This is a genomic window from Pseudomonas saudiphocaensis (assembly GCF_000756775.1).
Classification (GTDB): Bacteria; Pseudomonadota; Gammaproteobacteria; order Pseudomonadales; family Pseudomonadaceae; genus Stutzerimonas; species Stutzerimonas saudiphocaensis.
Genome location: NZ_CCSF01000001.1, coordinates 3,588,431 through 3,603,222, shown reverse-complemented (window position 1 = coordinate 3,603,222; position 14,792 = coordinate 3,588,431). Strand labels below are relative to the sequence as shown.

The 14,792-nt window shown below is 59.5% G+C and carries 13 protein-coding genes and 2 tRNA genes; 1 reads left to right on the top strand and 14 read right to left on the bottom strand.

Annotated features, from left to right (window positions below):
• Positions 1-25: 25 nt before the first annotated feature.
• From nusA to ftsH, 9 genes are all read right to left on the bottom strand, one after another.
• Positions 26-1,507: a transcription termination factor NusA gene (nusA, locus tag BN1079_RS16790; protein ID WP_037026443.1), complete on the bottom strand. Its 1,482-nt coding sequence runs from the start codon at positions 1,505-1,507 to the stop codon at positions 26-28.
• 48 nt (positions 1,508-1,555) lie between these two features.
• Positions 1,556-2,014 (bottom strand): ribosome maturation factor RimP, encoded by a 459-nt coding sequence (gene rimP / locus BN1079_RS16785; protein ID WP_037026440.1) that lies wholly within the window; start codon positions 2,012-2,014, stop codon positions 1,556-1,558.
• Positions 2,015-2,141: 127 nt separating this feature from the next.
• Positions 2,142-2,218 (bottom strand) — tRNA-Met (locus BN1079_RS16780).
• Between the two features lie 90 nt (positions 2,219-2,308).
• Positions 2,309-2,394, bottom strand: a tRNA-Leu gene (locus tag BN1079_RS16775).
• A gap of 12 nt (positions 2,395-2,406) precedes the next feature.
• Positions 2,407-2,790, bottom strand: a complete 384-nt coding sequence (gene secG, locus BN1079_RS16770; RefSeq protein WP_037026437.1) for a preprotein translocase subunit SecG — start codon at positions 2,788-2,790, stop codon at positions 2,407-2,409.
• 4 nt (positions 2,791-2,794) lie between these two features.
• Complete coding sequence (gene tpiA, locus BN1079_RS16765; RefSeq protein ID WP_037026434.1) at positions 2,795-3,550, bottom strand: triose-phosphate isomerase; 756 nt, start codon at positions 3,548-3,550, stop codon at positions 2,795-2,797.
• A gap of 66 nt (positions 3,551-3,616) precedes the next feature.
• On the bottom strand, positions 3,617-4,954 hold the full coding sequence (gene glmM, locus BN1079_RS16760; RefSeq protein ID WP_037026431.1) for a phosphoglucosamine mutase: 1,338 nt from the start codon (positions 4,952-4,954) through the stop codon (positions 3,617-3,619).
• 8 nt (positions 4,955-4,962) lie between these two features.
• The gene (folP, locus tag BN1079_RS16755; RefSeq protein WP_037026429.1) at positions 4,963-5,814 is read right to left on the bottom strand and encodes a dihydropteroate synthase; all 852 of its coding nucleotides are present in this window, start codon (positions 5,812-5,814) and stop codon (positions 4,963-4,965) included.
• 16 nt (positions 5,815-5,830) lie between these two features.
• Complete coding sequence (ftsH, locus tag BN1079_RS16750) at positions 5,831-7,741, bottom strand: ATP-dependent zinc metalloprotease FtsH (RefSeq protein ID WP_037026426.1); 1,911 nt, start codon at positions 7,739-7,741, stop codon at positions 5,831-5,833.
• Positions 7,742-8,172: 431 nt separating this feature from the next.
• Between ftsH and BN1079_RS16745 the strand changes: the two genes are divergently transcribed.
• Positions 8,173-8,484, top strand: a complete 312-nt coding sequence (locus BN1079_RS16745; protein ID WP_037026423.1) for a YhbY family RNA-binding protein — start codon at positions 8,173-8,175, stop codon at positions 8,482-8,484.
• A gap of 7 nt (positions 8,485-8,491) precedes the next feature.
• On the opposite strand, the gene BN1079_RS16740 is transcribed toward BN1079_RS16745, so the two are convergent.
• The 5 genes from BN1079_RS16740 to dapB form a co-directional block, all read right to left on the bottom strand.
• Positions 8,492-8,941, bottom strand: a complete 450-nt coding sequence (locus tag BN1079_RS16740; RefSeq protein ID WP_037026420.1) for a hypothetical protein — start codon at positions 8,939-8,941, stop codon at positions 8,492-8,494.
• Positions 8,919-9,395: a transcription elongation factor GreA gene (gene greA / locus BN1079_RS16735; protein ID WP_037026418.1), complete on the bottom strand. Its 477-nt coding sequence runs from the start codon at positions 9,393-9,395 to the stop codon at positions 8,919-8,921. The genes BN1079_RS16740 and greA overlap by 23 nt, the downstream gene beginning before the upstream one ends.
• Complete coding sequence (carB, locus tag BN1079_RS16730) at positions 9,392-12,613, bottom strand: carbamoyl-phosphate synthase large subunit (protein WP_037026416.1); 3,222 nt, start codon at positions 12,611-12,613, stop codon at positions 9,392-9,394. The genes greA and carB overlap by 4 nt, the downstream gene beginning before the upstream one ends.
• A gap of 31 nt (positions 12,614-12,644) precedes the next feature.
• The gene (gene carA / locus BN1079_RS16725; RefSeq protein WP_037026414.1) at positions 12,645-13,793 is read right to left on the bottom strand and encodes a glutamine-hydrolyzing carbamoyl-phosphate synthase small subunit; all 1,149 of its coding nucleotides are present in this window, start codon (positions 13,791-13,793) and stop codon (positions 12,645-12,647) included.
• 191 nt (positions 13,794-13,984) lie between these two features.
• Positions 13,985-14,791, bottom strand: a complete 807-nt coding sequence (gene dapB / locus BN1079_RS16720; protein WP_037026411.1) for a 4-hydroxy-tetrahydrodipicolinate reductase — start codon at positions 14,789-14,791, stop codon at positions 13,985-13,987.
• Position 14,792 lies beyond the last annotated feature (1 nt).

Below are 14,792 nucleotides of genomic sequence, written 5' to 3'. Positions count from 1 at the left end.
TCTCTCTCCTCAGGCCGCTAATTACTTACTCGAACCAATGGGCTCGGGCGGCCATGATCAGCTTGCCGGCACGTTCTTCATCAATGCCGTCTATGTCGAGCAGGTCGTCAATCGACTGCTCGGCCAGGTCTTCGCGGGTGATGACTCCCCGCACTGCCAACTCGACCGCCAGTTCTTTGTCCATGCCTTCCAGCGCGAGTAAATCCTCGTCTGGCTGGGCATCTGCCAGTTTCTCTTCCGTCGCGATCGCCTTGGTCAGCAGGCGATCTTTGGCACGGGTACGTAGCTCATTGACGATCTCTTCGTCGAAGCCTTCAATGCCGAGCATTTCCTCCAGCGGGACGTAGGCAATTTCTTCGAGAGTAGAGAAACCTTCCTCTACCAGGACCTGTGCCAGTTCTTCATCGACATCCAGCTCTTCAATGAAATTGCGCAGGATATCGCCCGTTTCTTCCTGCTGCTTGGCCTGGATGTCGTCCTCGGTCATCACGTTCAACGTCCAGCCAGTCAGCTGACTGGCCAGTCGCACGTTCTGGCCACCACGGCCAATAGCCTGGGCCAGGTTGTCTTCGGCAACGGCGATGTCCATGGCGTGGGCATCCTCATCAACGATGATGGCAGCCACTTCGGCGGGTGCCATGGCGTTGATGACGAACTGCGCCGGGTTCTCGTCCCAGAGGACGATATCGACACGCTCGCCACCGATCTCACCCGAAACCGCCTGTACACGTGAGCCACGCATACCAATACAGGCGCCTTGCGGATCGATGCGCTTGTCCTTGGAGCGGACCGCGATCTTGGCACGAGAGCCCGGATCACGCGACGCGCCCATTACCTCGATCAGCTCTTCGGCAATTTCCGGCACTTCAATGCGGAACAGCTCGATCAGCATCTGCGGCGCGGTACGCGACAGGATCAGCTGCGGGCCGCGGTTCTCGGTGCGAATTTCCTTGAGCAGCGCACGAACACGAGCACCTACACGGAAGGTTTCGCGTGCAATGATGTCCTCGCGAGCCAGCAACGCTTCGGCGTTGTTGCCCAGATCGACAATCACGCTGTCGCGGGTAACCTTTTTCACCGTGCCGGAGATGATCTCGCCCAGACGATCACGGTAGGCCTCGACGACCTGCGCGCGTTCAGCCTCACGAACTTTCTGCACGATGACCTGCTTGGCGGTCTGGGCGGCGATACGACCGAACTCGATGGACTCGACCTTCTCTTCGAGCACATCGCCAACCTTGGCGTTGGCCTCGCGGGCCTGCTCCATATCGACCGTCAACTGATGTGCCGGATCGTCGAAATCCTCTTCTTCGACCACAGTCCAGCGACGGAACGTTTCATAGCTGCCGTTCTGTCGATTGATCTCTACACGCAGGTCAACTTCGTCCTCGAAACGCTTTTTGGTAGCCGTGGCCAAAGCCAGCTCCAACGCCTCGAAAATCACACCGGCCGGTACGCCTTTTTCGTTGGATACCGATTCCACAACCAGCAGTACTTCTTTGCTCATCGTACGCCTCGCCTTTCGCAATCCATTGGGGTCCGCGGGAACCGCGTTTTACTCAAAACGGGGAACAATATTTGCCTTGTCGATCATATCGACCGGCAACAGATACTCGTGATCATCAACCAGCACCACCACATCCTGCTCTTCCACCCCGCGAAGAAGACCCTGGAAATTTCGCCGCCCCTCAAAGGGCGATCGCAGTTTTATTTTGACCTGCTCACCAGCATTCGCAGCGTACTGTTCCAGCGTAAACAACGGCCGGTCCAACCCAGGCGAAGACACTTCAAGGGTGTAGTCGCTGCTGATGGGATCTTCAACATCGAGCACACCGCTAAGCTGGCGACTGACCTTTTCACAGTCATCGACAAGAATGCCGTTGGAATGATCGATATATACCCTCAGCAAGGAATGCTTACCCTGCGAGAGAAACTCGACTCCCCAGCATTGATAGCCCAGTGCTTCAACCACCGGGGCCAGCAAGGCGTGCAACTGTTCTAGCTTGCTCGACATCGAAGTCCCTCGCGCATGCTGTACAAATGAAAAATGGGCGAAACGCCCATCCCTATTGATCGCCTGTAAATGCCGGCGACCTGGCTAGTAGCTAATAAAAAGCCCCTCTATAGGGGCCTTTATCAACTGGTTGCGGGGGCTGGATTTGAACCAACGACCTTCGGGTTATGAGCCCGACGAGCTACCAGACTGCTCCACCCCGCGACAAACTGGGCACGAATTATACAATTGCATAACACGCAGGTCAATCAAAACGCTGAAACAAGAAAGCCCGCATATGCGGGCCTGCTTGTATGGTACCGAGGAGGGGACTCGAACCCCTACAGCCTATGGCCACTACCACCTCAAGGTAGCGTGTCTACCAATTCCACCACCTCGGCAAAAACCCTTGCTTACTGCTTCTCCTCAACCTGAGGAACATCACCAGCAGAACCTGCGGACGGAGCGGACTCCAGAACAGGTACATCTTCGACAGCTGGCTTGCTGACCGGAATCTCAAGAACCGCCGGATCAGGAAGACCCGCCTGAGACAGCATTCCTGCTTGCTGGGTAGCGAAGTAGGCCAGACCCAAACTTGTCAGGAAAAAAACGCCGGCAAGTATAGCAGTAAAACGACTAAGAAAGGTAGTAGAACCCTGACTTCCAAACACGGTTGCCGAAGCACCCGAACCGAAGGAAGCGCCAGCATCCGCACCCTTGCCCTGCTGCAGCAGAACCAACACAACCAAAGCAAGGGCAACCAGCAGATGCACCACAATCACAACAGTCTGCAACATCTGATCAGTTCCCTGCAGCGCGACAGATCGCACCGAATTCATTCGCTTTCAGAGAGGCGCCACCGATAAGCCCCCCGTCGATATCCGCCATCGCAAAAAGCTCAGCGGCATTTTCCGCCTTTACGCTGCCGCCGTACAGAATACGCACACCATCAGCGATGCGCTTGTCCTCATGCGACAGCTGCTCACGAATAGCAGCATGTATTTCCTGAGCCTGCTGTGGCGTTGCCGTCAAACCCGAGCCGATAGCCCAGACCGGCTCATACGCCACAACCGCCTTTTCAAAAGAGCCTATACCGGCAATCGCCAGCACACTGGCCAACTGACGCCCAACCACTTCGAGCGTCTGCCCCGCCTGACGCTGTTCGAGCGTTTCGCCAAGGCACAGCACCGGTGTCATATCACACGCCAATGCCGCTTTGAACTTGCGGCCAGTCATCTCGTCACTCTCGCCTAAAATCAGGCGCCGCTCGGAATGACCAACCAATACCCACCCGCACCCGACATCCACCAACTGGGAAGCAGATACTTCACCTGTAAGTGCAGCAAAACCGGGCTCTGCTGCGCAGTCCTGAGCACCGACGGCAATCGCACTATCCGCCAGCCCGCTCACGACCTGCCCAACATGGACGCATGATGGAAAAACCACCATCTCTACCGATTCAGGAAACTCCTGCTGGCCGAGCGCTTCGATCAGCTCTGCGACGCTGGCGCGGGTACCGTTCATCTTCCAGTTACCAGCTACCAGGGGGCGACGCATGCTTTACCTCGTCGATCAAAGTGGGCGCAGATGGTACTCAAGGAAATCCAACCTGGCAAGCGAGAATCACGCACAAACTTCAGTAACCACTGCGGTCAGTTCTTCGGCATAGCTACGCACTTGATTCTCGTCGTCACCTTCGACCATAACCCGCACCAAAGGCTCTGTTCCCGACTTGCGCAGCAGTACGCGCCCCCGACCGGCCATGCGCTCTGTAACACTGTCACAGGCAGCCTTCACCTGCGGATCGGAAATTGGATCCCGGTCGCCGGCGAAGCGCACATTGATCAAGACTTGCGGGAATTTCTTCCAGGCCAGACGTTCCTGGGCCAGGCTTTGCCCACGGCGCTTGAGGGCAAGCAATACCTGCAACGCGGCGATAATTGCATCACCCGTGGTCACATGTTGCGAGCAGACGATGTGCCCTGAGTTTTCGCCACCGAGCACCCAGTTACGTTCCAGCATCTCGGCCATGACGTAGCGGTCCCCGACCTTTGCACGCACAAATGGGATTTCGCGCTTCTGAAGCGCCAGCTCCAGCCCAAGATTGCTCATCAGGGTACCAACGACGCCACCCTCGAGACGCCCACGCTCCTGCAGATCGGTCGCGATCACATAGAGCAACTCGTCGCCGTCGACCAAAGCACCGGTGTGATCAACCATCATCACCCGGTCGCCATCACCATCGAAGGCGATGCCAAGATCGGCACCGTGTTCGAGCACTGCCTTCTGCAGCTGTCCGACATGGGTCGAGCCGACATCGGCGTTGATATTGAGGCCGTCCGGCTGCGCACCGATGACCACCACTTCGGCTCCCAGCTCACGAAACACGCTGGGCGCTACCCTGTAGGTCGCACCGTGAGCGCAATCGATCACCAGCTTGAGGCCGGAAAAGTCGGTACTGGTCGGCACGCTGCTCTTGCAGAACTCGATATAGCGGCCGGCCGCGTCGTTAATTCGCGAAGCCTTGCCCAGCTGGGCTGATTCGACCACCGTCATCGGCGTATCGATCAGCTCTTCAATCATCAGCTCGACCTCGTCGGGAAGCTTGGTGCCGCGCCCGGAGAAAAACTTGATGCCGTTGTCATGATGCGGATTGTGCGAGGCACTGATGACGATTCCTGCCTCAGCGTGGAAGGTACGGGTCAGGTAAGCCACCGCCGGAGTCGGCATAGGACCCAGTAGCGCAACATCGGCGCCCGCAGCGGAAAGGCCGGCCTGCAGCGCAGACTCGAACATGTAACCGGAGATGCGCGTGTCCTTGCCAACCAGAATGCGGCACTTGCCCTGCTTTCGAAATGCCATACCGGCTGCCCAGCCGAGCTTGAGCATGAATTCCGGAGTGATGGGGAACTGCCCCACCTGACCGCGGATGCCATCGGTTCCAAAGTATTTTCTGCTCATGGGCTTCCCTATTCCGCGGCCTGCACCGCAGCAATCATTCGGACTACATCAACCGTTTCAGCCACATCGTGCACCCGCACGATGTGCGCACCCTTACTGACAGCCAATGCCGCCAGCCCCAGACTGCCATACAGGCGTTGCCCGACATCGCGCCCCAACGCCTGCCCGATCATGCTTTTTCTTGAAACACCAACCAGCAGTGGACGCCCCAGTGCATGCAGACGCTCCATGTGTTTGAACAGACTGAGGTTGTGCGCCAAGGTCTTGGCAAAGCCGAAGCCCGGATCGAGCACGATACGGTCCTGCGCAATGCCCGCGGAGGCACAGGATGCCATGCGCTCGGCGAGGAAAGTGTAAACCGCTTCGGTCACGTCGTCGTAGCGCGGATCATCCTGCATATCGACCGGCTCGCCGCGCATGTGCATCAGGCATACCGGGAGCCCACTGTCGGCCGCAGCATCCAGCGCCCCGTCGCGGGTGAGCGAGCGAACATCATTGATCAATCCGGCCCCCAACCGCGCGGTCTCACGCATCACCGCTGGGGTAGAAGTATCCACGGAGATGATCACATCTAGCTCGCGCGCGATGGCATCGACGACTGGAGCGACACGTTCCAGCTCCTCGGTGGGCGAAACGGCTCGCGCACCAGGCCGCGTTGACTCGCCGCCTACGTCAATCAGAGTCGCGCCGGCGGCAACCATTGCAGCAGCATGGCGCAAGGCGGCATCGATGCCTTCGTGCCGGCCACCGTCAGAGAAGGAGTCTGGCGTAACGTTGAGAATGCCCATGACGTGCGGGCGTGATAAATCAAGAACCCGACTGCCGCAAGGCAGTCGGGTTGGGTGCATCGTTTCAGTCATTAGCTTCAGCCTGGGCTTAGTGTTCGCCTGCCGGACCACCAATTGGCGTTTGCGGCAGATCACCTTCCGGCTGCACCGGCATTCCCGCCGAACCGGAACCACCCTGCCAGTCTCGAGGTTCACGTGGCATGCGGCCGTTCATGATGTCGTCGATCTGCTCGGCATCGATGGTTTCATACTTCATCAGCGCTTCGGCCATGAGGTCGAGCTTGTCACGGTTGTCTGCAAGAATCTGCTTAGCCGTGCCGTAGCAGTGATCGATGATGCTGCGCACCTCAAGGTCGATCAGCTTCGCCGTGTCACCGGAAACGTTGGTGTGCTGACTACCTGCGCTGCGACCGAGGAAGACTTCACCCTCCTCCTCCGCGTACATCAATGGACCGAGCTTCTCGGACAGCCCCCACTTGGTAACCATGTTCCGCGCCAACTGGGTCGCACGCATGATGTCGTTGGATGCACCGGTAGTGACGCCATCGAAGCCCAGCGTCATCTCTTCAGCGATACGCCCGCCGAACAGGGAGCAGATCTGACTGATCAACGCGCGCTTGGACAGGCTGTAACGATCTTCTTCAGGCAGGAACATGGTTACACCCAGCGCCCTGCCACGAGGAATGATGGAGACCTTGTAAACAGGATCATGCTCGGGAACAAGGCGACCGACGATGGCGTGGCCCGCTTCGTGATAGGCAGTATTCAGGCGTTCCTTCTCCGACATGACCATGGACTTGCGCTCGGCGCCCATCATGATCTTGTCCTTGGCCAGCTCGAACTCCTTCATCTCGACCACGCGCTTTCCGGCACGAGCCGCGAAGAGCGACGCCTCGTTGACCAGGTTGGCCAAGTCGGCACCGGAGAAGCCCGGGGTGCCACGCGCGATCAACGCCGGCTCGACGCTATCACCCAGCGGAACCTTGCGCATATGGACGTTGAGGATCTGTTCACGGCCGCGAATATCCGGCAGACCGACCACCACCTGACGGTCGAAACGGCCTGGACGCAGCAGCGCCGGGTCAAGCACGTCGGGACGGTTGGTAGCGGCAATCACGATGATGCCGTCATTCATTTCGAAACCGTCCATCTCAACCAGCAACTGGTTGAGGGTCTGTTCACGCTCATCGTGACCACCGCCCAGCCCGGCGCCTCGATGGCGACCGACGGCATCGATCTCGTCAATGAAAATGATGCAGGGCGCATGCTTCTTGGCCTGCTCGAACATGTCGCGCACGCGGCTCGCACCCACACCCACAAACATCTCGACGAAGTCGGAACCGGAAATGGTGAAGAACGGCACCTTGGCCTCACCCGCAACGGCCTTGGCCAGCAATGTCTTACCGGTACCCGGTGAACCGACCATCAAAACACCGCGCGGAATACGACCGCCGAGGCGCTGGAACTTGCCCGGATCACGCAAAAACTCGACGAGCTCGGTCACTTCTTCCTTGGCTTCGTCGCAACCGGCTACATCGGCAAAGGTGGTCTTGACCTGATCTTCAGAGAGCAGGCGCGCCTTGCTCTTGCCGAAGCTCATTGGCCCACCCTTGCCGCCTGCACCGCCCTGCATCTGGCGCATGAAGAACATGAACACCGCGATGATCACCAGGATCGGAAAGCTGGCAACCAGCAACTGGGTCCAGATGCTCTGCTGTTCGGGCTGCTTGCCTTCGATCAGCACGTTGTTGTTGAGCAGATCGCCAATCAGGCCGTTGTCCTGAATCGCCGGGCGGATCGTCTTGAAGCTTTCGCCATCGCTGCGCTTGCCGATGATCACGTAGCCGTCGACGGTCACACGCTCGACGCGACCTTCCTTGACCTGTTCAAGGAACTGCGAATAGTTGAGCGTCTGTGGTTCGCTCGGACTGGAAAAATTGTTCATCACAGTCACCAGCACGGCGGCGATGATCAACCACAGAATCAGGTTTTTTGCCATGTCATTCAAATTCATTACCCTCTGGAACGACCTGCTGTCGTTGGCCCGCATCGCGGCCTTGTTGGCTGCTCTGGCTAACTTACTACACATCCCCGCCGAACACGCAGGGCGGTCTGTAACGCCGTATTAAACATCTTAGCCCGACTGCACCGGGCCGCCGCAAAAAACCTTTCGCGAGCCTGATCGGCCACATGCATACCACTCATATTGGGGCCAGGCAGGAAACTACAAGGTCTTTTTCCGGATCTCCAGCAACTTGCTATTCAGTACTGGGACAGCAATGACTGCCACTCTGCTTTCCCCTAAAGCGATCCCTGAATATCTTCAGCTAACGCGTGCTTCCCCGAGCGCACCGTTACCTCCTGTGCGGTTCGGTACCTCTCAGTTACACTAGCGCCCGTTTTTCAGGATTCTGACGCAAGGGTCGAATTATGCCGCTCACCAACGAGCAGAAGAAACACTACAAATCCATCGGCCATTACTTGAAGCCGGTGCTGATCGTATCCGAAAACGGACTGACCGAAGGCGTACAGGCCGAACTGGATCGCGCACTGACCGATCATGAGCTGATCAAGGTACAGCTACGCATCACCGAGCGCGACGATCGCCGCGCGCTGATCGACGAACTGTGCCGCATTGGGCAGTGCGAACTGGTGCAAACCATCGGCAAGATGGCGCTGGTCTATCGCAAGAACCCCAAGGTCAACAAGCAATTGTCCAACGTGCATCGTTACCAGAGCTGATCGTAGCTCAGGCCGCTGGAGCCTTGGTGGAGCCCGTCGCGCGCGGCGGCTCCTGCAATACCAGCATCAATCCGCACAACCCGATCATCAGAAAGCTGAACAGCATCCAACGGGCCGATTCGAGCCACGGCGCCGCGACGAAGAAACTGGCCGCCAGCAGCACAACTGCCAACAGCAACTGACCGCGTACGTCGCGCCAAAGACTGCGCAAGCCGGCCGCCTGTATCAGCACGGCGATTTGCAGCAGCGCGCAGAAAGCGGCGAAGCCCACCATCAACGGCCTCAGTGCGGCGGCGATTTCCGCCACCAGCAATGGCGCCAGACCGATTTTGTCCAGCGCCGGCAACATCACGAACTGCAGTAGCCAGAGCCCGCCGACCCAGAAAGTCTGGGCCAGCCGCCAACTGATGATGCCGGCACGCAAGGGACGCGACTCAGAGATGGCGTACCTCGACAATCTCAAACTCGACCAATCCGCCTGGTGTCTTGACCACGGCGACATCACCTTCCTGCTTGCCGATCAGCGCACGGGCGATGGGGGAGCTAACCGAGATCTTGCTCAGCTTGATCTCCGCCTCGTCCTCGCCAACGATCTGGTAGGTGACGCGCTCGTCAGTCTCGACATTGGCAATTTCGACCGTCGTACCGAAGATTACCTTTCCGGAGTGCGGAATCGCCGTGACGTCAATGATCTGCGCATTCTGCAGACGCCCTTCGATATCGCGGATCCGCGCCTCGACCATGCCCTGCTGCTCGCGCGCCGCATGGTATTCGGCATTCTCCTTGAGGTCCCCCAGCTCACGCGCCACACCAATGTCGTGGCTTAGCTTGGGCCGCACCACCTTGGTGAGATGCTGGAGTTCTTCTTCCAGGGCGCGAGCGCCCTGGACGGTCATTGGATACTTGGTCATGTCTCAATTCCTGCATGAAGGTCCTGCAGACGGCGCACGGTCTTCTCAGGACCGAATTTGAGCGCCTCACAAACTGCCTGGCCACCGGCAATGGTGGTGGTGATGCAGATCTTGTGCTGCAGAGCGTTACGACGAATGGAGTAAGAATCAGCGATGGACTGACGCCCTTCGGTGGTGTTGATGATCAGGGTAACTTCTTCGTTCTTGATCATATCAACTATGTGCGGGCGCCCCTCGGTCACCTTGTTCACGCGGCGCACCGGCAAACCAGCGGCCTCGATGATACGCGCCGTACCGGCGGTGGCCACCACTTCGAAGCCGAGACCGATAAGATCACGGGCCACGTCTTCGACGAAGGGCTTATCGTCCTCGCGCACGCTGATGAAGGCGCAACCAGAGGTCGGGAGGATCTCGCTCGCTCCAAGCTGAGCCTTGGCGAAGGCTTCGGCGAAGCTGTCGCCGACGCCCATCACCTCACCGGTGGACTTCATTTCCGGACCGAGAATGGTGTCCACGCCCGGGAACTTGGCGAAGGGGAACACTGCCTCCTTGACGCTGAAGAACGGCGGAATGATTTCTTTGGTGAAGCCAATCTCCGCCAGGGTCTTGCCAGCCATGACACGCGCGGCCACCTTGGCCAGGGACTCGCCGATGCACTTGGAAACGAACGGCACGGTACGCGAGGCGCGCGGGTTCACTTCCAGTACGTAGATGTCTTCGCCCTGCACGGCCATCTGCACGTTCATCAAGCCAATCACATCGAGCTCCAGCGCCATCTTGCGCACCTGCTCGCGGATCTCGTCCTGGATGTGTTCGGGCAGCGAATACGCCGGCAGCGAACAGGCCGAGTCACCAGAGTGCACGCCCGCCTGTTCGATGTGCTGCATGATGCCGCCGATCACCACTTGCTCGCCGTCGCACACGGCATCCACGTCCACCTCGATGGCGCAGTTGAGGAAGTGGTCGAGCAGCACCGGGCTATCGTTGGAAACCTTTACCGCCTCGCGCATGTAGCGCTTGAGTTCTTCTTCCTCATAGACGATTTCCATGGCGCGGCCGCCCAGCACGTAGGACGGACGCACCACCAGCGGATAGCCGATGGCCTTGGAAGCAGCGATGGCTTCTTCCTCGCTGCGCGCGGTGGCGTTTTGTGGCTGACGCAGGTTCAGGCGCTGAACCATCTGCTGGAAGCGCTCACGATCCTCGGCGCGGTCGATGGCGTCGGGGCTGGTGCCGATGATCGGCACGCCGGCCTCTTCCAGAGCGCGGCAGATCTTCAGCGGAGTCTGGCCGCCGTACTGCACGATGACGCCCTTGGGCTGCTCAACGCGGACGATCTCAAGCACGTCTTCCAGTGTCACCGGCTCGAAGTATAGACGGTCGGAGGTGTCGTAGTCGGTGGAGACGGTTTCCGGGTTGCAGTTGACCATGATGGTCTCGTAGCCGTCTTCGCGCATGGCCAGCGCGGCATGTACGCAGCAGTAGTCGAACTCGATGCCCTGACCGATACGGTTCGGGCCGCCACCGAGGATCATGATCTTGTCGCGGCTGGAGGCATTAGCCTCGCACTCTTCCTCATAGGTCGAGTACATGTAGGCCGTGTCGGTGGCGAACTCGGCGGCGCAGGTATCCACGCGCTTGTACACCGGCAGCACTTTCAGCTTGTGGCGATGGCTGCGCAGGTTCTTCTCGGTGATGCCCAGCAGCTTGGCCAGACGGGCGTCGGAGAAACCCTTGCGCTTGAGACGGTACATCAGGTCGCGGTCGATGCTGGACAGACCCATGGTCTTGACCTGCTCTTCTTCCTTGACCAGATCCTCGATCTGCACCAGGAACCAGGGATCGATCTTGGTCAGGGCAAAGACATCCTCGATGCTCTTGCCGGCACGGAAGGCATCGGCCACATACCAGATACGGTCAGCACCTGGCACGGTCAGCTCACGGGTCAGTGTGCTCTCAGCCTCGGCAGACTCCAGGTTGAGCTTGGGATCGAAACCGGTGGCGCCGACCTCCAAGCCACGCAGGGCCTTCTGCATGGACTCCTGGAAGGTCCGCCCGATGGCCATGACTTCACCCACGGATTTCATCTGGGTGGTCAGGCGTGCATCGGCCTTGGGGAATTTCTCGAAGGCGAAGCGCGGGATCTTGGTCACGACATAGTCGATGGCCGGCTCGAAGGATGCCGGAGTGCGGCCGCCGGTGATGTCGTTGGACAGCTCGTCCAGGGTGTAGCCGACCGCCAGCTTGGCAGCGATCTTGGCGATCGGGAAACCGGTAGCCTTGGAAGCCAGGGCCGAGGAACGCGACACGCGCGGGTTCATCTCGATCACCACCATGCGCCCGGTGTTCGGGCAAATGCCGAACTGCACGTTGGAGCCGCCGGTTTCCACGCCGATCTCACGCAGTACCGCCAGGGAGGCGTTGCGCAGGATCTGGTATTCCTTGTCGGTGAGCGTCTGCGCCGGTGCGACGGTGATGGAGTCGCCGGTGTGCACGCCCATCGGGTCGAAGTTTTCGATGGAGCAGACGATGATGCAGTTGTCCTTCTTATCGCGGACCACTTCCATCTCGTATTCTTTCCAGCCGATCAGCGATTCGTCGATCAGCAGCTCGTTGGTTGGCGACAGGTCCAGACCCCGGGTGCAGATCTCTTCGAACTCTTCACGGTTGTAAGCAATGCCGCCACCAGTGCCGCCCATGGTGAACGAGGGGCGGATAATGCACGGGAAGCCGACCTTGTCGAGGACCTTGAAGGCTTCTTCCATGCTGCGTGCGATACCTGAAACCGGGCAAGACAGGCCGATATCCTTCATCGCCTTGTCGAAGCGCGAACGGTCTTCGGCCTTATCGATGGTGTCGGCATTGGCACCAATCATCTCGACGCCGAATTTCTCCAGAACGCCGTGCTTTTCCAGGTCCAGCGCGCAGTTCAGCGCGGTCTGGCCGCCCATGGTTGGCAGCAGCGCATCAGGGCGCTCTTTCTCGATGATCTTGGCCACCGTCTGCCATTTGATCGGCTCGATGTAGGTGGCATCGGCCATGGCCGGGTCGGTCATGATGGTGGCCGGGTTGGAGTTCACCAGAATGACGCGGAAGCCTTCTTCGCGCAGGGCCTTGCAGGCCTGTGCGCCGGAATAGTCGAATTCGCAGGCCTGGCCGATGACGATGGGGCCGGCGCCGAGGATCAGGATGCTTTTAATATCTGTACGTTTTGGCATGAAGTAGCTCTCGAATTCCTGGTTTCAGCGATCAGCGACGGGCCGCCATGGCGGAAATGAAGCGGTCGAACAGCGGCGCGACATCGCACGGGCCAGGGCTCGCTTCCGGATGGCCCTGGAAGCCGAAGGCCGCCTTGTCGGTACGCTCGATGCCCTGCAGGGTGCCGTCGAACAGCGACTTGTGGGTAGCGCGCAGATTGGCCGGCAGGCTCGCCTCGTCGGCGCAGAAGCCGTGGTTCTGGCTGGTGATCATCACCACACCGGTGGCCGTGTCCTGCACCGGATGGTTGGCGCCATGGTGGCCGCTGGGCATTTTTACCGTCTTGGCACCGGAGGCCAGCGCCAGCAGCTGATGGCCCAGGCAGATGCCGAATACCGGAATGTCGGTCTCGAGCACTTCCTGAATCGCCTTGATGGCGTAATCGCACGGCTCGGGGTCGCCCGGGCCGTTGGCGAGGAAGACACCGTCCGGGTTGAGTGCCAGCGCCTCGCTGGCCGGGGTCTGCGCCGGCAGCACGGTCACGCGGCAACCGCGCGCTACCAGCATGCGCAGGATGTTGTATTTGACGCCGTAGTCATAGGCGACCACGTGGTACGGCAGCTCGCTGGCCGGGATTTCCGGATGGCTGTCGGTTGCCAGGTCCCAGAGCCCGGAGCGCCACTCGTAGCGTTCCTTGACGCTGACCTCCTTGGCCAGGTCCATGCCCTTGAGGCCGGGGAAGCTGCGCGCCAGCTCCAGCGCTTTTTCTTCTGTCGCATCCGCTCCAGTCAGAATGCAACCGTTCTGCGCGCCCTTTTCCCTCAGGATGCGCGTCAGGCGCCGGGTATCGATGCCGGCGATGGCGACGGTGCCATTTTCCTTCAGGTAGGCATCCAGCGGCTGCTTGTTGCGCCAGTTGCTGGCCAGCAACGGCAGATCACGAATGACCAGGCCGGCAGCCCATACCTGACGGGACTCGGCATCCTCCGGCGTGGTACCGGTATTGCCGATGTGCGGATAAGTCAGGGTGACGATTTGCTTGGTATAGGACGGGTCGGTGAGGATTTCCTGATAGCCGGTCATGGCAGTGTTGAACACCACCTCGCCGATTGTCTGGCCGTCGGCACCGATGGATTCGCCGCGAAAGATGCTGCCATCGGCAAGGGCCAGAATGGCTGGCGTAGGAGCTGGCTTAGTCAAGAGACCTCCCAAAGATCATGGCTGGAGCAGGCGCAGATTGTAAAAAAGCGGGATGACGTGTGAAGGTCATCCCGCTTTTTATTAGAGTCATTCTGCGCAACTTTTAGTGGACACACTAAAGCGGGAAGCTTACAGAAAAGCCCTTTTACGGTCCAGCCGTAATCCGCGCCAATTGCATCGTGGCGACGAACTCAGCGCAGGCCCAGCACGTCCTGCATGTCGTACAGGCCGGCAGGCTTTTCCTCCAGCCATAGCGCTGCACGCACCGCGCCCTTGGCAAAGGTCATGCGGCTGGACGCCTTATGGGTGATTTCCACGCGCTCGCCGTCCGCTGCGAACAATACGGTGTGATCACCCACCACATCGCCAGCGCGCACGGTGGCAAAACCAATGGTCTCGCGCTCGCGCGCTCCGGTCTGCCCTTCGCGCCCATAGACCGCAACCTTCTGCAGATCACGCCCCAGGGCCTCGGCAACCACCTCACCCATGCGCAGCGCGGTACCGGAAGGCGCATCGACCTTGTGCCGGTGGTGCGCTTCGATGATCTCGATATCCACTTCGTCGCCCAGCACCCGCGCGGCAGTGTCCAGCAACTTCAGGCAGAGGTTGACGCCAACACTGTAGTTCGCCGCAAAGACGATGGGGATTTCCTTCGCGGCAGCGGCCAGGCGCTCCTTTTCCTCAGCAGTGAAACCGGTGGTGCCAATCACCATGGCTTTGCCGGCGCGCCGACAGATCTCAAGATTCTTCAGCGTCACCGAGGGATGGGTGAAGTCAATCAGCACATCGAACTCGTCGATCGTCTTCGCCACTTCGCCGGTCAGCGGCACACCGAGGCGACCGATGCCCGCCAGTTCACCAGCATCCGCACCGACCAGCGTACTGTCCGGACGATCCACCGCAGCGGTCAGCCCAGCGGCGCCAGCGGTCTGCTGCACTGCCTCGATAAGAATCTTGCCCATGCGCCCGGCGGCGCCCATTACTGCTATACGTCGCATA

Excerpts from the sequence above, each read along its gene's own strand:
- rimP (WP_037026440.1), bottom strand. The coding sequence starts at position 2,014 with ATGTCGAGCAAGCTAGAACAGTTGCACGCCTTGCTGGCCCCGGTGGTT.
- ftsH (WP_037026426.1), bottom strand. The coding sequence starts at position 7,741 with ATGGCAAAAAACCTGATTCTGTGGTTGATCATCGCCGCCGTGCTGGTG.
- BN1079_RS16745 (WP_037026423.1), top strand. The coding sequence starts at position 8,173 with ATGCCGCTCACCAACGAGCAGAAGAAACACTACAAATCCATCGGCCAT.
- carB (WP_037026416.1), bottom strand. The coding sequence starts at position 12,613 with ATGCCAAAACGTACAGATATTAAAAGCATCCTGATCCTCGGCGCCGGC.
- nusA (WP_037026443.1), bottom strand. The coding sequence starts at position 1,507 with ATGAGCAAAGAAGTACTGCTGGTTGTGGAATCGGTATCCAACGAAAAA.
- tpiA (WP_037026434.1), bottom strand. The coding sequence starts at position 3,550 with ATGCGTCGCCCCCTGGTAGCTGGTAACTGGAAGATGAACGGTACCCGC.
- greA (WP_037026418.1), bottom strand. The coding sequence starts at position 9,395 with ATGACCAAGTATCCAATGACCGTCCAGGGCGCTCGCGCCCTGGAAGAA.
- secG (WP_037026437.1), bottom strand. The coding sequence starts at position 2,790 with ATGTTGCAGACTGTTGTGATTGTGGTGCATCTGCTGGTTGCCCTTGCT.
- glmM (WP_037026431.1), bottom strand. The coding sequence starts at position 4,954 with ATGAGCAGAAAATACTTTGGAACCGATGGCATCCGCGGTCAGGTGGGG.
- folP (WP_037026429.1), bottom strand. The coding sequence starts at position 5,814 with ATGACTGAAACGATGCACCCAACCCGACTGCCTTGCGGCAGTCGGGTT.
- dapB (WP_037026411.1), bottom strand. The coding sequence starts at position 14,791 with ATGCGACGTATAGCAGTAATGGGCGCCGCCGGGCGCATGGGCAAGATT.